The 21,015-nt window shown below is 36.6% G+C and carries 14 protein-coding genes; 6 read left to right on the top strand and 8 right to left on the bottom strand.

The genetic code is table 11. From position 1 onward, the window contains the following. Positions 1 to 15: 15 nt before the first annotated feature. The 5 genes from sleB to ACECE_RS0206025 all read right to left on the bottom strand — a co-directional run bounded on the left by sleB (position 16) and on the right by ACECE_RS0206025 (position 2,531). Complete coding sequence (gene sleB, locus ACECE_RS0206045; RefSeq protein WP_407636654.1) at positions 16 to 678, bottom strand: spore cortex-lytic enzyme; 663 nt, start codon at positions 676 to 678, stop codon at positions 16 to 18. Between the two features lie 278 nt (positions 679 to 956). Continuing rightward, positions 957 to 1,295 (bottom strand): hypothetical protein, encoded by a 339-nt coding sequence (locus tag ACECE_RS26750; RefSeq protein WP_010245461.1) that lies wholly within the window; start codon positions 1,293 to 1,295, stop codon positions 957 to 959. Between the two features lie 10 nt (positions 1,296 to 1,305). Then, positions 1,306 to 1,716 (bottom strand): hypothetical protein, encoded by a 411-nt coding sequence (locus ACECE_RS0206035; protein ID WP_010245458.1) that lies wholly within the window; start codon positions 1,714 to 1,716, stop codon positions 1,306 to 1,308. A gap of 31 nt (positions 1,717 to 1,747) precedes the next feature. Then, positions 1,748 to 2,074: a hypothetical protein gene (locus ACECE_RS0206030; RefSeq protein ID WP_010245456.1), complete on the bottom strand. Its 327-nt coding sequence runs from the start codon at positions 2,072 to 2,074 to the stop codon at positions 1,748 to 1,750. Between the two features lie 262 nt (positions 2,075 to 2,336). Continuing rightward, the gene (locus tag ACECE_RS0206025) at positions 2,337 to 2,531 is read right to left on the bottom strand and encodes a hypothetical protein (protein WP_010245453.1); all 195 of its coding nucleotides are present in this window, start codon (positions 2,529 to 2,531) and stop codon (positions 2,337 to 2,339) included. Between the two features lie 502 nt (positions 2,532 to 3,033). On the opposite strand from ACECE_RS0206025, the gene ACECE_RS0206010 reads away from it, so the two are divergent. The 6 genes from ACECE_RS0206010 to ACECE_RS0205985 all read left to right on the top strand — a co-directional run bounded on the left by ACECE_RS0206010 (position 3,034) and on the right by ACECE_RS0205985 (position 14,909). Beyond that, positions 3,034 to 3,705 (top strand): cytochrome c biogenesis CcdA family protein, encoded by a 672-nt coding sequence (locus tag ACECE_RS0206010; protein WP_010245450.1) that lies wholly within the window; start codon positions 3,034 to 3,036, stop codon positions 3,703 to 3,705. A gap of 35 nt (positions 3,706 to 3,740) precedes the next feature. Further along, the gene (locus tag ACECE_RS0206005; RefSeq protein ID WP_010245447.1) at positions 3,741 to 4,328 is read left to right on the top strand and encodes a TlpA family protein disulfide reductase; all 588 of its coding nucleotides are present in this window, start codon (positions 3,741 to 3,743) and stop codon (positions 4,326 to 4,328) included. 82 nt (positions 4,329 to 4,410) lie between these two features. Continuing rightward, positions 4,411 to 5,295 (top strand): NAD(P)/FAD-dependent oxidoreductase, encoded by an 885-nt coding sequence (locus ACECE_RS0206000; protein ID WP_010245444.1) that lies wholly within the window; start codon positions 4,411 to 4,413, stop codon positions 5,293 to 5,295. Positions 5,296 to 5,947: 652 nt separating this feature from the next. Then, complete coding sequence (locus ACECE_RS0205995; protein WP_010245441.1) at positions 5,948 to 10,531, top strand: S-layer homology domain-containing protein; 4,584 nt, start codon at positions 5,948 to 5,950, stop codon at positions 10,529 to 10,531. A gap of 54 nt (positions 10,532 to 10,585) precedes the next feature. Then, on the top strand, positions 10,586 to 14,293 hold the full coding sequence (locus ACECE_RS0205990; protein WP_010245439.1) for a transglutaminase domain-containing protein: 3,708 nt from the start codon (positions 10,586 to 10,588) through the stop codon (positions 14,291 to 14,293). Between the two features lie 64 nt (positions 14,294 to 14,357). Continuing rightward, positions 14,358 to 14,909: a hypothetical protein gene (locus tag ACECE_RS0205985; protein WP_010245437.1), complete on the top strand. Its 552-nt coding sequence runs from the start codon at positions 14,358 to 14,360 to the stop codon at positions 14,907 to 14,909. A 192-nt stretch (positions 14,910 to 15,101) separates the two neighbouring features. Here ACECE_RS0205985 and ACECE_RS0205980 read toward each other — a convergent pair whose 3' ends face one another. The 3 genes from ACECE_RS0205980 to ACECE_RS0205970 all read right to left on the bottom strand — a co-directional run bounded on the left by ACECE_RS0205980 (position 15,102) and on the right by ACECE_RS0205970 (position 20,871). Further along, the gene (locus tag ACECE_RS0205980) at positions 15,102 to 17,738 is read right to left on the bottom strand and encodes a glycoside hydrolase family 44 protein (protein ID WP_051033531.1); all 2,637 of its coding nucleotides are present in this window, start codon (positions 17,736 to 17,738) and stop codon (positions 15,102 to 15,104) included. A 328-nt stretch (positions 17,739 to 18,066) separates the two neighbouring features. Continuing rightward, positions 18,067 to 19,113: an HD-GYP domain-containing protein gene (locus tag ACECE_RS0205975; protein WP_010245433.1), complete on the bottom strand. Its 1,047-nt coding sequence runs from the start codon at positions 19,111 to 19,113 to the stop codon at positions 18,067 to 18,069. A gap of 45 nt (positions 19,114 to 19,158) precedes the next feature. Then, a complete protein-coding gene (locus ACECE_RS0205970) occupies positions 19,159 to 20,871 on the bottom strand; it encodes a GspE/PulE family protein (protein WP_010245424.1) in 1,713 nt (570 codons plus the stop codon). Positions 20,872 to 21,015: the final 144 nt, after the last annotated feature.

The following is a 21,015-nucleotide window of genomic DNA, read 5'->3' as shown; positions in this document are numbered from 1 at the left end:
TTTTAATTTGGATTCCTATCTGGCAAAAATATGTTTTCCAATTTGCTTGATTATCTCTCTGCTCCAGATCCATTTGCTTGTTGCAGTTACAGGGTTGAAGTAATAAACTGCTCCTTCTGAAGGGTCCCAGCCATTTAAAGCATCTTGTGCTGCTTTGATGGATTGAGAAGTAGGTTCAAGATCTATTTGCCCGTCTGAAACAGCATCAAAAGCCCCTGGTTGATATATTACTCCTGCTATTGTACTGGGAAATCTGCTGTCTGCCGTTCTGTTAAGCACTACCGCTGCTACGGCAACCTGACCGATATAGGGCTCTCCGCGCGCTTCACCATGTATAAGATGGGCAAGAAGGTCTAAATTTCTGTTTCCAGTTGAGGGTGAAGTTGAAGCTGCCTTTGTTGCACCTGTAGAAAGACCTAATGCGGATAGAGTTTCTGGACCCGCAACACCATCAACAGTTAAGCCGTTTTTATATTGAAATGAGCGTACAGCTGTATAAGTCTTATACCCATATTCCCCATCAATAGCTCCATCATAGTATCCCCAATTAGAAAGCTTGTATTGGATATTTTTTACTTCCTGACCTGTTGAGCCGTAATATGATAATGCAGCCTTATATTGGAACAAGGCTTTAATATCACTCCTATAAATGTATGTTGTAGTAATTAATGAAACAATTGCCAATGAAATTGCAGCTAATAATATTTTTCTCTTATGCAAGTTGATTCTCCTTTTCCTTATACTAGTATTTACAATCTCACCATGGAGAATTAGTATTCTATTGACTTTATTTTGCGTATTTTCAATTAAAATATTATAAGAAGAAAAATTTACATGGAATTTGTAGCGCCTGTCAGTGTTAGTGAACACCATGAAAAAACTAAAGGCCTGATTCCGAGCAAAATTCGGAATCAGGCCTAATACTGGAAATTCAATTTTGTATGTTGCTGCTAAGTTTAAAAATCTCTGCCAGCAACTAAAAGATATATCAGCACTATTATTAGAAACTCATCTTCAAGCTTTTCCTGTATCAATATAAATATCAATCCTAAAAGGATTATGTCGTCAGCATGAATATTTCTGATGAAATTATCAATAAACTTAGGTTTGTTATTCCTGACAGCTTCCGGATCATCAGGTGAGGAGTTTTCATTTGGCATAGGAATATTTTCTATCTCGTCTTTGCTAAGTTCTTTTTCAATGTTCTCAATATTAACCATATTGTCCTGCACTTTACTTGTATCCGGCTTTATGTGAGGATATCTCCTAAACCTAGGTACTCTTCTATAATTCATGCTTGACCTCCTAATTGTTCTTTTCCATTTCTGTCATCATTCTCGTTAGCTGCGTCATTTGGAAAAGTTTAATACAGTTGCCTATTTTTTTTTGCCTTGTATTGTTTAAAAAAGGACTTATTGCAGTAAGTAAATTAACCCTTGGGTCGTTGACATTTCTCATGCTGCTCATCATAGTTGTTACTTTTCGCATCATCTCCATATTGTCATCGAGGGGGTTTTTGGGTGACGACTCTTCCTTTATTTCCTTGTGTTCAACTGGAGAGTGGAGATCTTCTGTCTTTGGTGCAGCTTGTTCTTTAGGCGCAGAATTTGCCAACATAGATATTATACTTCCAAGGTTATCAGGTACATTAACATTATCTTTTCCAAGCATTTGAGCTATTTGCTTAAACTTCGCATTGAGTTCGTCATCATTCACTAATTTGTCACCTCCAATGGTGTATCAGTGTTTATTTATTGCTTTCAAGCATTTTTTTAAACTTATCCACCAACTCATCTCCGCGGTCACCTAATAGCTGAGACAGATTGTTTAGATCAACCTGGCCGATTAGTTTTTTCATATCGTCTTTGTCTATATTCAGATTTAAATCATTCAATTTGGATTCATCTATTTCGTCTATTTTATCGATTAAATCGTTTTTATCCATCTTGTTTATTTTTTTTGCAAGGTCATCTACATTACCCTTTTTTAGCATATCCATAGCGGCATTGAGCTTCATCTGAAGCATTTTATCGCCTATTAACTCTCCAAATTTTTTATTTCCTGAATCGCTCATAATATCAATCCTTTCAAATTATTGCTATATTTACTCTGGTGATAAAGGATAGTGTTCACATCCTGAATATAAAAACTGTAGCCGTTGCAAAGTATATAAACTTCTTTAAGGTTAATACTTTTACCTCTTAGTCTACGCCTATGCCCTACTGCTGAAAAAACGAATGTAAATTAGACAAGTCTATGTATTTTTAGGTATTTCCCTACTTAATATATATTATCTGAGTCTATAGAATAGAACTCATATTTATCTGTTGTATGTTTTAAACACAATCATTACTTAAAAAAAGCAGGGCAAATAAAATTATAAAGAATAGTAGAATGCCCTTGTCATTTCCCTCCGATTTGTTTATACAGGCTTCTTCTGAACGGCTTCCATTAAATAAAAACAGAAATACTAAAATGAAAAAAAGAACTTCATCACTGTCTCCATTGAATAGATCGCCTGGGAAATTCATAAAGATACCTCCTTCGATATAATTTTGATAATATAATATGAATAAGTTAGATAAATGTGACAGAATGTAAAAATCAAAAGTAAAATAACTCTAGATAAACGAGCATAAAGAATAATAGGGAACTGTCATTTTTTTCTTTTACATATCTATTTATTCCTATTGGCCTGCTGTCATAAAAAAGTAAAAGAAAGATAAGAATGAAGAATAACATATTACTTTTATTATAAAACCTTATTTGATTAGACATAAAGTAATGCCTCCAAAGCCTTAGGCAGATGATGCTTTTTGCTATTTATATAATATTCTCAGTGCTTTGAGAATGTTACCTGTACTTATGAATTGGTTAAACTAGGAATATAAAGAAAATGGTTAATAAGCTAATTGACGGAGGCAATTATTAATTGTATAATACCTTTAGGGGGTATAATACCTGGTTGGGGTATAAAAATGTTTTTGTATCTAAAATAAGTGGTAAATATAATTTGTGGGAAGGTGGTTTTTTGTGTTATATTCCAATTATTTATTGAGTTTTGTTGAAGGTATAATGACTTTTGTTTCGCCATGTATACTTCCTATGCTGCCTATATACTTTTTTTATCTGGCAGGGGCAGCTGATGAGGATAGTGCTGAACATAAGCTTAAAAAAAGTACTTTAATCGTAAATTCCATCGGGTTTGTCGCAGGATTTACGATAGTATTTGTTTTGTTTGGTGCAACAGCAACATCTTTGGGGGCATTTCTAAAAAGCCATAGAGATGTGCTGAAAATCATAAGCGGTGTAGTTGTGTTTATTTTTGGGTTGAACTTTATTGGACTTATAAAATTGTCGATATTAAATAAAGAGAAAAGATTTGACTACAAGTTTAAAAGGTTGAATTTTATAAAATCCATAGTATTTGGAATAGTCTTTGCATTTGGCTGGACACCTTGTGTAAGCGCATTTTTGGCATCTCTGTTTGCTATGGCGAGTAATTCGAAAACACTTATGGAGGGAATGCTTTTGCTGTTTGTTTATTCTATAGGTTTAGGAATACCGTTTATTATTTCGGCAATTGTTTTTGAAAACATAAAGGGGGCTTTCAGAGTTATCCAAAAGCACAGCAGAATAATAAGTATTATTTCGGGAATTTTATTAATGGCTGCGGGTGCTGCATTAGTATTTAATTTCATTTAAAATTCTAAGTGTATTATATAGAGAGGATGGGATTTATGAATGAGAAAAATTTACTTAAAACCGTTTTGTGGTCAGTAGTGCTTGTGGTTCTATTAGGGGGCGCTTATTTGGTCTACAGCAAGAATGAGCCAAATAACAATCCGGGCAGCAATGTTTCTGATGGTGGACAGAATAAAGCCAATAATAGCAGCTTAAAACCGGCATATGATTTTGAGCTTACGGATCTTGCCGGAAATAATGTAAAGCTGTCAGACTATAAGGGTAAGATTGTCTTCTTGAATTTTTGGGCAACGTGGTGTCCGCCATGTCGATCTGAATTGCCTGAATTTAATGAGGCGAATAAAATTTTTGAAAAAAATGCTGATGCAGTATTACTGGCGGTTAATTTGACAACAGGCGGTGCAAGAGGAGAAACAGAGGATGTAGTAAGACAATTTATTAGCGAAAAAGGTTATACTATGAAAGTACTTTTAGATAAAACAGGAAGTGTGGCTGATAAGTATAGTATTTATAGTATACCAACCACATATGTAATCAATAAAGATGGAAATATATATACCTATTACGAAGGCGCAATAGATGAGAATACACTAATGGACGCATACAATAAATTGAAGGAATAGTGAAAATAATAATAATACTTATTGAAAAAAATTAATACAAAATATACAATAAGTAAAAAGCTAAATGAGGGGTAGAATTCATATGTATGATGTTATAATAATCGGCAAGGGCCCGGCGGGGATTTCAGCGTCACTATATACAGTAAGATCAAACTTAAAGACGCTGATCATCGGAAAGAATGACAGTGCACTTAGAAAAGCTGAGAAAATTGAAAACTACTATGGTTTTGCCGAGGTAATAAGAGGTGAAGACCTCTTGAAAAATGGCGAAAATCAAGCTCTTAGGCTAGGCGCAGAAATAATAAACAATGAGGTTATAGCAGTTGAAAAGAATGACTTCTTTGAAGTTGTTACTCCAGATGGCCGCTATACTTCAAAAGCGCTGATTTTGGCTACAGGTCAGCCGGTAAAAAAGGTGAAGATGGAAAACCTTGAAAAGTTTGAAGGAAATGGTGTAAGCTACTGCACAACCTGTGACGGGTATTTTTACAATAATTTGAAGGTTGGTGTTTTAGGCTTCAACGATTATGTAATTCATGAGGCTATTGAGCTTCAGTCTTATACAAAAGATATTACGATTTTTACAAATGGCAAGGAATTGGCATTGTCGGATAAATATATCGATGATTTAAAGCAATTTGAAGTAAATAAAAAAGAGATTGAAAAGCTGGAAGGATCCGAGTACCTGCAAAAGATCTTTTTTAAGGATGGAACCAGTGAGGATCTAGATGGTTTGTTTGTAGCATATGATAGTCCATCAAGCTTGGATTTTGCAAGGAAACTTGGCATAATGGTTGATGGTAATTCAATACTTGTAGATAAAGACCAACAAACGAATTTAGATGGGATGTTCGCTGCTGGGGATTGTACAGGCGGTTTCAAGCAAATTTCCATATCTGTAGGTCAGGGAGCATTGGCTGGGAAAAGAGCTATTGAGTATATCAGAAGTCAGAAAATTAAACAATAACGAGAAATATTATAAGAACAGTTCTACATCCTCATAAATTTGGTGTGGGCGAGAGGTGGATTCCTCTATATATGCAATTTTGCAACTCAAGAAGTGCTTTAACTATACTTCATAGTAGGAATCCTCTCTTTTTGAACTCCTTACCTATCTTAATACACTGAATAAATAGCTCTTTTCATTCGAAACAATTCTTAATTCTATAAATTTCTTTATTAAGTAATTTCCATTCAAAAGCGTATAGGTAACATAATTCACTTTTATTTTTAGACGTGAGTATGGCGTTGGATAGTTTGCTTTACAAAAATTTCTTCCTCGAAATGCTTTTTATACAATAAAAAGGCAAGCGACTAGAGTAAGTGAGCTTATAAAAATTTTTTAAATGTGTAAAAATAGGCAAATAAATGAGTGCTTTTCCTTTTAAAGTTGCTCAAGGGCATTTAGAAATAATTTTAGAGGTTGACCATAATCGGGAAAAGTGAAAAAATATAAGTAAATAAGGAATAGATGAAATACGTCTTAGTATTCTTTCAAGTTGTCTCTCTAAAACAAACAATTCCATAAGTTAAAATAGTAGCCCAAGTTATATTTTCATCATTCCAAAAAGAAGTTTACTAGTAAATAGTAAATAAAATATTAGGGGGGTAATTTAATAATGTCGAAACAACTCAAGCATGGCAGAAAGCTATTGTCTGTCGTACTATCTTTTCTCATGCTGTTTTCAGCTGTTCCGAATATTATGGCAGCTGAACCAGTCCAAATGATTGATTCAATAAGTAAAGCAAATAGTTGGCTTTCGAAAAGTCAGGGTGTTGACGGTGCATGGAAGGGCAACTATTATACGGAAGATTTGTTTTACACCTCAAAAATCAGCGAGTATTTTAGGCAGGAAGGTCTTTCTGAAGAGGTTATAAACAAAGCCTATGCTTTTTTGCGAGGACTTAATGAAGAAAAAAACAGTAATTATCTCGCTGCATTATTGGCAGGAGTTTTCGAAGGAGAATACCGCAAAGAAGTTATTAATTCTCTTGTTACTGCGCAAAAGACGAATGGTGGTTGGGGTATAACCGACTATTATGAAAGTGATGTGTTGGATACTATTGAAGTTCTCTCTACGCTAATCAGAGAAAATTCAGACATAAATTCAATAAAAAGCGGTGTTGACTACTTGCTTCAGAAACAAAAGTCTGACGGAAGTTGGTCATTTACTACCGACAGTTATGGAAGTACAGCTCTTACTGCTGAGGTGGCAATTTTGCTTAATGAATTCAATAGTGTTACCGGACTTACTTCTGCAAGTCTTGAAGCTTCTATGCTGAAAGCCGGAGAGTTTCTTATGTCCAAACAGGGTAAGGATAGTACATGGGGTATTGATGAGAACAGTATTGAGGATACTTTGCTGGCATACAGAGCGGTATTGCTTACTGTTGGAGTTGAGCCGGTAAAGCTGCTTGAGGACACTATTATCAGTCTTCAGAATGAGAATGGAAGCTGGTATGAAGATAGTTATATAACAATGCTTGCAGCTAAAGCATTAAAAGAGAGAAAAATGCTTCCGATTGCACAAATAAATGATATAAAGCTTTATGGTACTGTTGATGGAATTAAAACTGAGTCATACAGTTATAATCCTTATGAGGCATTTGATATTGATGTTGATTCTAAAACCGACAATATTGAGTCCAAAACATTTGTTTTTATCAATAAACCTGACGGTACGAAAGTCTCAGTATCTTCAAACGGTGAACCATCTTGGAATACTGTAAACAATCTTCCGGGAGAATATACGGTTGAGGCAATTATTAAAGATAACTCAAGTGGCCGGGTAATGGCAAGATATAAAAAGTCTTTCACAATTAATGCAGGTTTTAATGCAGAAAATGTTGTAGTGGCTTTAAATCCTCATTTTACACGTGTAGATAAAGCGGTAAAGGTTAATGCTGAAATTTCAGTCGAGAACAGCTCAAATATTGATAAGCTGGTTGATGTGTGTACAGCAGTTTATAGTGGAGACACTGTAATAAAATATTCTACGAAGACAGTCAAATTTGATTTGACGGATTCAATGCCTGTAGTAGGTGCAATATCCTTTGATCCTGATGTTTCCACTGAAGGTGAATATGTTATAAAGACTTCTGTATTTGATGGAATAAAAAAAATTGCAGAAGGGCAGAATTGTTTCAAAGTATTGCCCCTAGCAGATTCACAATCATTTGACTATACGCTTATGCCAGGAGAGGAAGCATCGGGGGTTCTTAACGTTGTTATACCTGAAATGCCTCCAAAGGCAGATGTTGTGTTTGCATTCGATCTAACAGGAAGTATGGGAGGAATATTAAGCACTGCCAAGACTAAAGCTAAAACAATCATGACTGAATTAAACAAACTGGGTGTAGATATAAATTATGGAGTTGTTTCCTATATGGATTATTTGTATGGTTCCTATGGTTCCGGAGGCGATTATCCGTATAAACTCAATTGTTCAATGACAGAAAGTATGGCTTCGGTATCCGATTCAATCAACTCATTAAAGTTGGGTAACGGTAATGACGGACCTGAATCTTACACAAGAGTTCTTTTTGAAAGTTATGCCGACACAAATATTGGTTGGAGAAGCGGAGCTAAAAAGATTTTTGTAAACTTTGGTGACAATTTGCCTCATGACAATAATCTTAATGAAGGAGTTCCAGGTAAAACAGGAACTTATAATACAGGAATAGATGTAGGCCGGGACGTTAAAATAAATACCGAAGATGACCTTGACCTGCAGACTGTTTTGGCACAAATGGCTGCTAACAAAATTGAACTTATTGCATGCCAAACTAACGGAGCATACAAAGAATACTGGAGTTATTGGGCCGGTTTGACCGGGGGCAAGCTATATGATACCAATTCGGCAAATATGGCAAATGATGTGGTTACAGCAGTAACAGCAAGTTTAATGGCTCCGGATATTAATGACCTCAAGCTGGTTCCTTCTGTTGGATTTGAGAGTTGGTTAATCAATACTGAGCCTAAGTCCTATTCCGGTAAGACAGATACTGTAGTACCGTTTCAAGTAAGCCTTAAGGCACCTTTAGGGACTGAAAAAGGTATGTACACCTATAAGCTTGATGCAATAGATGACAATGGTGTAAAATATGCAACTTACAGCTTTAATATAGATGTTGTTACAGATGAGGTTGCCCCTGTTATCCGTACAGTTGTTTCTACAGATAAGGAGCAGTATTTGCCTGACACTAATGTTGCCATTACAGCATCTTCAAAAAATATAACAAGTTCAGAGGCAGATTTTACAGGTAAAGTTGAGATTATAGACTCTGACGGAAAGCTTGTTAAAATACTTGGTGATAATATTGAAATGCACTGGTTGGCGAATGAAACCAGGGATTTGAGCTATTCATGGAATACAGGAAAAACAGTTTCCGGAAAATATAAAGTAAAAATTACATGGACAAATAAGGAAAACGAGTATTCGTCTTATGCCGAATTTAAAGTTAGTCCTGACGGTGAAGTTAAAAATACTGTAAGTTCGGATAAGACTTCATATTATGCCGACGAGATGGTCAATATATTGGAAACTGTAAAAAATAAAAGTAACAATGCGGTTATGTCCGATTTATATGTAGAAACCAGAATAAAAGATTCCGAAGGCAATTCAATATGGAGCGGTGAAACATTATTAGTGGAACTTTTACCTGGCAATATCGCAAGAGTCAGTAAAAACTGGAGCGTAGAGGATACTGAGCCCGGTAACTATACCGTGACATCAGCCGTGTATGAAGCAGTATATCGTGAAGTGGCTGTTTGCAGCAGCTTTGCAAATTTTGAAATTTTACCTTCAGACGGAACAAGACTTGGAATTATCGGTAAAATTGAGGCGTCACCAAAAATAATAAAACCTGACGGAAGTGTTGTGTTAAGCCGTAGCATTAGTAATACTGGAAACGCAGAAATAAAAACGGTTAAAAGAAAAGTGATTATTTCAGAACCTCTTACCGGTAATGTGCTTGATACTATTGAAGATACGGTATTTCTAGGACTTTCCGACACACTATCCGATTTGATTACATGGAGTAAATCAGGTATTAAAGCAGGAAATTACCTTGTATCTTTTCAGGCAGAGTTACCTGATGGATGTGTGGTGACTTTAGGCAGTACAGGATTTAAGGTTGAGAGTCCGATACCTGTGCCGGCTACGCCAACACCAAGCAAAGTTGTAATTCCTACATATGATATCCCTGCAGCAGGTCCTGTTGACTTAGCTGTATCAATATTAGCCGACAAGGCGGTTTATACGGAACAAGAAGAAATAAAATTTACCGTTAAGTATAGAAATGTGCTTGAAACCGGAACAGGGTCTTTTAAAATAACCGCTGAGATACCGGAAGGTTTGACATTATCCGATGCCGGAGACGGTAAAGTTGAAGGAAAGATCATCTCATGGGAGATTCCGGGTTTTATGGGGAAAAACTCTGGTGAGAAAGTATTCAAGGTACAGGTAGGAAAATTGTCAAAAGCGGAGACTATTATATCAAGTACAGCTAAGATAATTGGGGCCCTCGGATTAGTGAATACTGAGGACGACAGCTCAACAATAAAAGTTATGCTCCGTACTGCAAAATACGGCAGCATAAATCATAAGGCATATATCAAAGGTTATCCCGGAAATTTATTTGGTCCTGACAATGACCTTACAAGGGCAGAGGCTGCCACAATATTTGCAAAAATAATGGAACTCGAACTTTTGGAAAGTGATTCCACGTTATATTCCGATGTTGGTAAAGCACACTGGGCAAAGGCATATATAGAAGCTGTATCAAAGGCCGGTATATTCAAAGGATATGGAGATAATACCTTCCGTCCTGAAGAGAGCATTTCCAGGGCAGAACTGGCAACAGTTACAGCCAAGTACCTTGGACTGAGGAATGTAGATCCCTTTGAAGAAAATTATAATGACATAAAAGGACATTGGGCACAGAATTATATAGAGGAAATACAGAGGTTCAAGCTGGTTTCAGGTTATGAAGACGGCAGTTTCAGACCTGAACTGAAAATTAAGCGTTCCGAAACAGTTACAATAGTAAATAAAATGCTATTTAGAGGACCGTTGGAAGTAGATACTCCTACCTTTAAGGATATAAAAGTTACAGACTGGTTCTTCGGTCAGGTTGAGGAAGCAGCAAGAGGCCATGAAGTAACTTTTGACAACAGCGGCCATGAAGTTCTTATACGCTGATGATGGGCATGGAGAACTAGAAGATGATTAATGATGATAATGGGAGGTATTTTTATGGAGTTTAATAGATCAACAAAAATCATTTCAATATTGGTCCTGGTAGCTTTTGCACTTACTTTTGGACTGCCTTTACAACAAGTTTCAGCTTTGGAGTCTGTACTTGACAGTGTACAGACTCAGGAGAAAACTATACAATATGAGGAACCGGAAACAACTACAAATTTAGGGCTTTTTGCTGAAAAACTCAGTACTTATATAATTAGTTTAAGAGAATCCCTTGAGAAAGGGGATTTGAAACAGTTCGAAAAAGATTTGAAAACTGCAGAGAGTGCTTTAAAAACTTTTACTGATGATGTTTCAAAGGAACTTGCTGAAAACGGAAAGAAGATTGATGAGCTAAAAGCAACTGCAGCGAAAACAAGACAAATTAAATTTGAAGCTGAATTGAAAGACAAACTAAGTGCTTTTGGGAAGTTATTTGAAGAAGCAGATGAGATATATGTTAACGGAAGTATTGAAGATCTGAAAATAAAGGTTGATCAGATTTACGAGCAGCTTATAGGCGAACAACCGGAGCAGACACTTGGAAAATCACTGCCGCACAATAATGTAAGTATGGACCCCGTAGAACCCGTTTTAGGCAATGAGTCAAGTACTTCATATATGAGTACGGGTAAAGATACCGTTTCGTCTTCATTACCGGAAACTCCAGTGAAGGAAGATCTTGCGGAGACACCGGAGACAACACTTGATCAGAAAGCTAAAGAACTTGCGGATTCATTGGATACACCGGTGAAAGTGTACGAGTATGTACGCAACAATATTGATTTTGAACCCTACTACGGCTCAAGAAAAGGTGCTGTAGGCACGTTTAGCCAGTTGACAGGTAATGATTTTGACCAGGCATCACTGCTGATTGCAATGTTAAGATATAAAGGCATACCGGCAAGGTATGTAAAGGGTACTGTTGAAGTACCTATAGAAGAAGTGATGGATTGGACAGGGGCAAAAACTCCTGAAGCTTCCGTTAAAGTATTGGGTATGCTCGGGAATCCGACGGCATCACTTGTTTCGGCAGGTGAAATTGTAGCAGTACGTACAGAACATGTTTGGGTTGAGGCCTATGTGCCGTATTCAAGCCATAACAGAGTCGGTATTGGAAGAGGAAATAAGATATGGGTTCCTTTAGATGCGAGTTTTAAGCAGTATACTGATGAAGAAGGATTGAATATACAGGAAATAACAGGATTTACAGAAGAACAGATTCTTGAGAACTTTAAAATTGACGGTAGCGAATCCAGCGATGGAGATGCGATTACTGATGTAAATGTTGAAAGCGTAAGTACATATTTAGACGGTATAACAGAGAAAATTGAGCAGTATGTTAAGGACAATAAACTAGAAAATGCTGATGCAGCCGAGTTGACGGGAGGTAAAAAAATAGTTTCCCAGACACTTGGAATGCTGCCGCTTTCTTTGCCGAACAAAGTTTTAACAACACTTTCGAAGACAAATACGATAAGTAACGCTGATTGCGAAAAGATAGGCTTTTCCATAAGGGGTAATGATCCGTATAGTTTAAATTTTTCTGATAGAAATCAGTTTAATGCGGAGTTTAAAGCTATCGAATTATACGGGAAGAGAGTAACACTTTCATGGGCACCGGCTACTGAGGAAGACAAAAAGATAATTAAAAGTTATGGCGGATTATATGAAACACCTGCATACATGATTGAGTTAAAGCCTCAGGTCAAGGTAGATGGGAAAGTTGTTGCAGAAGGTAGTGCAGTTGGTTTCGGTAACAGGCAGGAATTTACAATATCCATGGGACATGCAGGAAGTACTGCTGAAAAAGTAACCAATACAGTAACAGCCGGTGGTATATATTGTATTTCCTTTGATTATGGTAAAATTGATGTAGATGAACTGCAATCAATTAAGGACAAGGTTTCAAAGATCCAAGATACAGCTACTGAAGAAAGTATTTATACCGATGAAGTTATGGGTGAAATATTAAACAGTGTAGGTAAAGCATATTTTGCTCAATTAGACGGGATAAATTCAATAATAGAAAATGTTATGGATGTAAGTGCTGTTCGGCAGGTAAGTGAGGCAATAACAGGTTATCAGCCTAAAGTGAAATATATGTTTGGTGCTCCTGTAGAGATTGACGGCGGTTCATTCTACATAGATGTCGATCATGATGTTTTTGGAGTTACAAGTCTTGAAGGTAATAATGAAAATGAAATCGGATATATGACGAACTCCGGAGTAATCGGTTCGGCAATGGAGCACGTTATACACGAACAGGTATTTAAAGTGCCGTCGGTTTCAACAATTAAGATGATTTCTGAAGCAAATTCACGTGGTATTCCGATATACAGCATAGCTAAGGACAATATTGACAAATTGGATGAGATTAAGGTATCATCTACCGTTAAGACAGATTTTTTAAATGCAGTTAACGGCGGCAAAATAGTCATTATTCCACAAGAGGAAATGAATTATTACAAATGGCAGGGAACAGGATATATTGTTTTAGATCCCGAAACAGGTGCAGCAGGTTATATGATAAGCGGAGGAACGGCAGGAGGTTCAACTGCTGAAACCGTTTTAGTTACACTTATTGGCCTGGCATCATTAGTGTTTGCCATAATTGATGTGGTTACGATTGCAATGGCTTTCATAGCTGCAACCAATCCTATATTAATGGTAATATACTTCTCGTTGTATATTGTAAGTGTAATTTCAGTGCTTATGACACTGAACGACCTCATAATGTATTGGCAGACCGGAAATTACGAATATGCAAGGGACTTGGCTCTCGACCTGTTTTTAAATCTGGCAACTATGGGTGTCTTTAAGATAATTGAAAAGATTGTACCTGGAATAAAGGCTCTATTTAAGGGACTTTTGGGCAAAATGGATGAGGTCGTTGAATTCCAGGCCAAACATGGAGATGAAGTTGCTGAAGCTATAGTGAGGATGAACGGCGAAGAGGGCTTGAAACATGCTGATGAATTGATAGATGGACTTAAAGGCACCGGCGTTGCTGATGATGTAGTGGAGAATATTGCAAAACGCGGAGGAAATGAAGCCTTAGAAGAGGCAAGCGAGCTTATAACCAAGTATGGAGACGATGCTGCCAAAGCAATTAATAATGGCATATCTCCTGACATGATTAACAAACTTGATGATTTGGGAATCAAGCCATCTGATTTTGACAACCTGAAAATTAATACATCTGCGGCGGCTGATGCAGTTGAAGCGGCCGTAAAAGAAGGATCACCAAAAACATATAAGGAGTTTGTTGATGCTGCTGGGGGTAAATATGCATCGGCTACAGATGCTTCCGATTCTTATATTGCTTTGGTAAAAGGTGAATCACCTTGGCCTGAAGGGTTTACGCCAAATAAAACGACTCTCAAATCGGGAGATACATTTGAGATGGCATTAGATAATGCTCAACCTGTTACCAGCCCGGGAAATTTTGCTACACCTGATAATATAACTGGAGTTGATTATGTTAGAAATCAACTGGCAGTAAAGTCAAACTGGAAGACTGATTGTGGCAAAGTGGTTGAATATAGGGTTAAAGATGGAGTGGAAATACCTGTTGCGACAGGTCCTGTCGGTCCGCAAATCGACTTGAATGCAGATAAATATTTGCCTGGAGGAGGAAACCAAATTCAACTTTTGCTTGATCGAGGTGTTGATAAAATGGATTACATAGAGGTTGTTTCTGTGCGTTCAATTAACTAAGGAATAGCCGAAGATATTTTCGGCATTCCTAAGTCTAAAATTATACTAGGGATGTGATAAAAGGATGGTTGATAATTTCTTTTGGGACAAAGATAATAAGTGTGTGTGCTGGTCTAATAACGGAAAAGATATTAAGGTCAATGTGGAAAATATGTATTTTGCTTGTTTGGAGATGCAAAAGAAATACATATTTGTTGAAGTGGGTAAAAACTATTCACAAGATCAGATATATTACTTCTCGTTTGATGGAAATAAAATTTTTACAGTTGATAAAGTAACCGGATCAGTTAGTTGGCAATCAAAAGATGAAGTAGTTAATGTTCAATGTGACAATTTGGTTAGTGCTCAATTTTATATTGAACATGAACTGGTTTTGGTTATAACCTCAAATAAGCAAAACGAAAGGTTATTGGGGTTTGCGCTGAACGGAAAGAAATTATTTGAAAAGGGACCTCCTCAAGACTATAATTTTAGGTATTTATCAACATCTGCTAATTTTCCTTCTGTTGTATGTGATGGAGGTAAAACAAATGCTGATGCTTATGGTAGAAGTAACTGGCATTTTGTAATCAATACTTTAACTGGAGATATGACGAAATGTAGTTTGGCATATTAAATTAAGCTTCTCGGATTGCAGTCACATGATAAAATGCTTTAGGAAATTTCTCAAACAAAATTTCTCAAACAAAAAGCTCTACAAGTTTTATTATTTAAACCTTGTAGAGCTTCTTTGTCTGTTTAGTGAGATACTATGATTTATAAGTATGCAAAAAAGCGAACATTTTAAGTTGGATAGTACAATCCGCAATTACCAATCAATAGCATCAATATATACAGAAAACTCTCCAGTACCAATAGTTTTAAACTGTACACCCATTTGTTGTGATAATGACATATCAGTGTCTTCTGGTAATGTTAATGACATCTCATTCCAGGCACCTTTTTTCATGTATTCATATGAATTCCAAGCTGCATTCCAATTAGCTACATCCCATGATGGACTGTGTGGCATAACATAACCCTGGATTTCTGCCAATGGTGCATCAGAAGGTATCCAAACCCTAAAGGTTACTTTTGAACCAGCCTCAATGCTTTCACCATCTAAATAAATTTGTACCATTCCACCATCTGCTGCATTTACATCAAGTTTAAGACAACCATTACCTTTAAAAGCTTTTTCTGTGGTTACAGATAACTCTCCGGTTGTTCCTTTTTCGCCTGATGCTGCAAATCCCTCAGTTGTAGTTTCAAATCCAAAATCAGAATTGTCGCCGGTAGCTGATGTAATTGATATATCTTTGGTAACAGCAGTACTACTAGCACCCATATCATCTGAGACAATCAGTTTTGCAGTGTATTTTCCTGCTTTAGCATATTTATGTTTTGTTGTAATTCCGCTGCCTTCTGTTCCATCACCAAAATCCCATGCATAGTAAGAAATATTTCCATCAGGATCAGAAGATGTAGAAGCGTCAAAACTTATATCTTCATCAGTAACTGCATCCAATTTTGAAGCAGTAAACTCTGCAATAGGCTCTTTATTTTCTGCTGCGGCAATATATGGAAGTTGATTTATTTGTCTAAGTATATAACTTCTTAATATTGAAAAATCTATTGAATTTATTTTTCCATCTGCGTTTGTGTCTGCGGCTTTGTCAATAGTCTTGTCAAATCCTAACAAATATCTTCTAAGAAAAGCAAAATCTAAGGCATTAACTTTTCCGTCTTTATATATATCACCGACTTTTATAGTAGGATCGATAATACTCTCAGTGTCAAGCACTATATGGTAAGCGCTTAATGCAGGAAGAGTATAAGTAAATTTATTGTCAGTGATTTCTGTTATGGCCTGTTTTTCGGTAATATCGGAACTAACCCTGTCAAAACCCCATGCAGTACCTGATTTATATTGCGTACTGCTGTTGATTGAAAGATTGAAAGTTGTGCTAGTGTCATAGTTCTTATTAAGTAAAATAATGTGTAGCTTTCCGTCATCGGTTCCAACTATTGAGGAATATGCGGAAGCAACTTCATCGTTTGATACGGCACATTTAACGTTTGTATCACCATATTTTGAACCTTTACCATCATAGTTTGTATAGAGGTTCATACCGGAAACAATATAATCTTTGTCACCGCTACCCCAGTATGTAGATAAGTACACTCCATACTTACCAAATATACCTAACGTATCAGCTTCAGCTATTCCACCTGTAATATGGTTTCCTCCACCAAAATCGTACTCAGTTATAGCAAGTTTTGTTCCTGGATAATATTTATCTATAGATTCCTGAATCTTTGGAATAATCGGACGGAATTTATCAAAACTGGTCTCATTACCTATCCAGCTGTCTTCCTTAAACGATTCCTGCCACAAAGTTCTTGGAGCTTGAAGACGAGCTTTGTTACAAGCAGTGTTGGTAATGTCTTCGCCAAAATTAACCCTGCTGCCGCCACCTCTTGCCTCAGAATAGTAGTGAACATCAAATACATCCAGCAATCTCTTTCCTTCTTCATCGGATTTTGCCTTCATTTGTTCGAGATAGTAATCAACAAACCAATTGTAGCTATCTTTTAATCCGCCAACCCAGTCTGGCGCACTCTGTAATGTAAGATAAGCACCAAAACCATATAATGCAGGTCCAAATATTTCAGCAGTCGGGTCCACATTTTTAACTGCTTTAGAAAGCTCTGAAGTTCTATCGATTAATTCAGCACATCCAACGGGATCCGGGTGAATTCTTGCATGAGTATGAGCCCATAAAGCGGGTTCATTATCTACAGAATACCCTTTTATTCCTGTTGCTGTTGAAGAACTGCCATATTTATCTACTAAAAAGTTAACATATTCATCCATATAAACATAATCATCAGTTACGTCGGGGGTAAGCGAGAATGGCGCATTTTTTGCAAATTTTACTTCCTTCCATCTTGCTGATGGTGCTTTATCTGCTTCCTTTACTTCTCCGTCCTTATCTGCTGAAACATAACCTGCTGCTTGAAGTGTCATTAATGTATAAGGCACATTTTGGGCTAAAGATTGATCATGGAAAACTGATGCTACTTCACCTGGTTTATCTGAATCAGCCTTAGGTATACCATAATACTCCGGAATGTAGTTGTCGCTTGAATGTATCCAGTCACTTCCTGCATTTGAAGCATTGTTTTCCCAGTTGTATGCTGTTGTTCTATTGCCGCCAAATCTTCTAGCTGTAATTGTTTGGCCCGTAAGATCCTGGTTTACACCATAAATATAAGGGCTAATTGAAGTTCTTTCCATTTCAGTATCAATGCTAACATCAACAGAAGCTTGAGCAGCACTAACAGGAAGAACACTGACTAATGCTGAGCTTGAAACTAATTGAAAACTCAATAAAAACGCAAGTACTTTTTTGTTCACAATAACTCTCCTCCTAATAAAAATTAATAAAATTCTAATGTACATCATTATAAAGTTAAATTTATATAAGTGGCTCCTATAAATCCTCCTTCCATTTAAATTTAAATGATGTACCAAGAAATCTCATTTGTTGATAAAAGTGTATGTAAGAACGCATGAAGGCATTCTTACATTATAGATTTCGTAAAATACCATTATTTTAAGTAGGGGGTGAAATATAATTTTTGATTATTTTTCAATTTATGGTCTAGGAGCTCTGGATGTGGCAGTGGGAGCACCCTGAAGAAGGATGCTCCCACTATGCCTGAATATAAGCTTTCTTAACCAACTTTAAAATCGAGAGGAGTTAAAGATCTGATAGTTTTATTGTAAACTATAGGACTTTATCGATTAATATATTCCTTTTTATATCCAAATCTAAGTCATACGGAGTTGTCAGAGGCCTATTTACTCTGTTATAGTAGATTCTTACAACAGGGCGGGGGCCAAGATTTTTACGGACATTTACAACAACTCCAACCTCGCCGGTTGAAAGACGTACCATAGATCCTAATGGGTATACAGCCAGACTATTCGTAAAGACTTGGACTATGTGTCCGTCAAAAATTTTATTTCGTTCATCAAGAAGATATTCGAGTGCCTTATAATGGGGATAGCCTTCATGATAAAGCAAACGATCGTAATTTTCGCATATTGATACAATTCGTGCTCCTATAGGAATGTCTTGAGAAGATAGACCTTTTGGATAGCCATTTCCGCTCCAATTTTCATGGTGATTGAGAATAATTTCTGCAACCTCTTCGGATAGACCGATTTCCTTAGCAAAATAATAGCCATATGTGGGGTGCTCACGCCATAGAGATTCCTGCTGACTATTTCGCTGCTTGGTGTTTATAACCAAAGGCATTTCACAAAGTCCTATGTCATGCAAGAGGGCTCCTGTCCCGACCTGTTCAACAGTTGCTTCAACCATATCCATGGCGCCTGCAACGAGAAGGGAAATAATACATGTGTTTACTGCATGTTTAAAAAGAAAACAATCATCTAAAAGTTTCATTACAACACAATACTGTACAATATTTCTGTTCTCAATAATTCTCTTTGCTATTTTTCTGGCCAACTTTGATACACTTACCATCTTATCTGATTTATTTGCTTCAGGTATATCTGGAGCCATTTTTAATATCCCATCTTCAAGGAGTCTTCCAAGTTCTTTTGTCATAGTATCAACAGGATCGACAAATAACGTATATTGATCTGTAATAGAGACTATTTGAATTTTACGTGATTTAAGAGATTCAATTATTGCTGTTGTTAGCTTTGAACCGCTATTTAGCAATATGCTTCCCGTATTTGGGCATTTTATGGGTTCTGCTGTTATCATGCCTTCGAGTAGTTGGAATATTTCCAGTTTGATCATTCTGCATCATCCCTGTTTCTATTAGTTATTTTCATTTCAATATTCCTAATCGTTAGAGTAAGAAATTCTAATCATTTCTTCAAGGGTTGTTTTTCCTGATAAAACAAATTTCTTGGCATTATCTCTGAGGGTTTTCATTCCGTGTTCAACTGAAATCTGCCTTAGTTCTCCTTCGGTGCAGTTTTTAGATATAGCCTCCTTGTGATGGGAGGTCATTACCATTATTTCGTAGACTCCCAATCTACCTCTGTAGCCAGATCCCCCGCACATTGCGCAGCCTCTGCCTCTGTACAGTTTTACGTTTTGGTTGGGTTCCATTCCTAAAATTTCAAGTTCATCCTTATTGGCAGGGTAATCTGTAGTACAGTTGGGACATATTTGTTTTATAAGTCTCTGCGATATTACTCCTACTACAGATGATGCAACTAAGAAAGGCTGTATACCCATATCTATCAACCTTATAATGGTACTTGGAGCATCATTGGTATGAAGGGTACTCAAAACAAGGTGACCTGTAATTGCTGCTCTTACAGCGATTTCTGCCGTTTCACTGTCTCTTATCTCTCCAATCATTATAACGTCCGGATCTAACCTTAATATTGAACGCAGTCCAACTGCAAAGGTAAGACCGGCCTTGACGTTTGCCTGTATATGGTTAACCCCTGAAATTGTTGATTCAACAGGATCTTCAATTGTTATTATTTTTATGCTGGGTTTGTTTATTTCGTTTAAGGCACTGTATAGGGTTGTGGTTTTACCACTTCCTGTTGGACCTGTTACCAAAATAATTCCATGAGGATTTAAAAGCATTTTGCTGAATTTGTTTTTATCCTCTTCAGAAAATCCAAGTTTTTCTTTTGGGAGTATAAAAGCATTTTGGTCTGCAATTCTTATTACAATTTGTTCTCCAAATATGGTAGGGGAAACAGCCACTCTAAGGTCGACCTCTCTTCCATCAATTTGAAGGGTTATTCGACCGTCCTGTGGAAGCCGCTTCTCAGTTATATTAAGACCGCTGATAATTTTTATTCTCGTACTAAGAGCGGGGAGAATTCCTATTTCGGCTCTCATTGCTTCATAAAGATGTCCATCTTTTCTATATCTTATTCTTATATCATTCTCAAAGGGTTCGATATGTATATCACTTACCTTTTCTCGTACACCTTGCTCAATTATTGAATTTGCCAGCTTTACCACAGGTGAATTACTGACATTTTCACCATCTACGTCTGTAATGTTGTTTAAGTCTTTTAAGTCTCTTGAATTCTGAGAAGTTTTTTGCACTGCCTGTCCTTTTTTAAACTCCTCAACAGCATTCATTGCCTGTTGTGTTGTATAACATCTGTCAATAGCAGACATAATGTCAGAGTTTATACTTATAACAGGTTGAATTTCCATTCCTGAAAATAGTTTTATATCATCAATGGCTATGATATTTAAAGGGTCGCTCATAGCAACAGTCAAAACTCCATTTTTGCTGGAGATAGGTATTGAGGCATGCCTCCTTGCAAGATGTTCCGGAATCTGAAGATAAGCTGAGGGCTCAATATTATACTTCTCCAGCTTTACGTGGGGTATACCAAGCTGAAATTCTAAAACCTGTATAATATCATCCTGGGTAACAAACTTTTCTTGGACAAGTATATCTCCGAGTTTTTTTCCTGTTCTTTTCTGGATATCAAGAGCAGCCTTAAGGTCATCAGGTCCCAAAAGACCTACTTCTACCAACAAGTCGCCCAACAGTTTTTTATTATTCATAAATACTCATCCCCTTCTATTATATATATATCGGGTAACTTATAGCTTTGGATTACAAAAAATACACCAAAAGTTTGTTAAAGGATTGACAAATGGAAAAGTATATCGTAAAATTATAATATAAGGATATAACAATAGAACGAT

The sequence above is a fragment of the Acetivibrio cellulolyticus CD2 genome, assembly GCF_000179595.2.
Taxonomy (GTDB): Bacteria; Bacillota; Clostridia; order Acetivibrionales; family Acetivibrionaceae; genus Acetivibrio; species Acetivibrio cellulolyticus.
The sequence above is the reverse complement of the archived record's forward strand: the minus strand, read 5'-3'. Positions and strand labels throughout refer to the sequence as shown.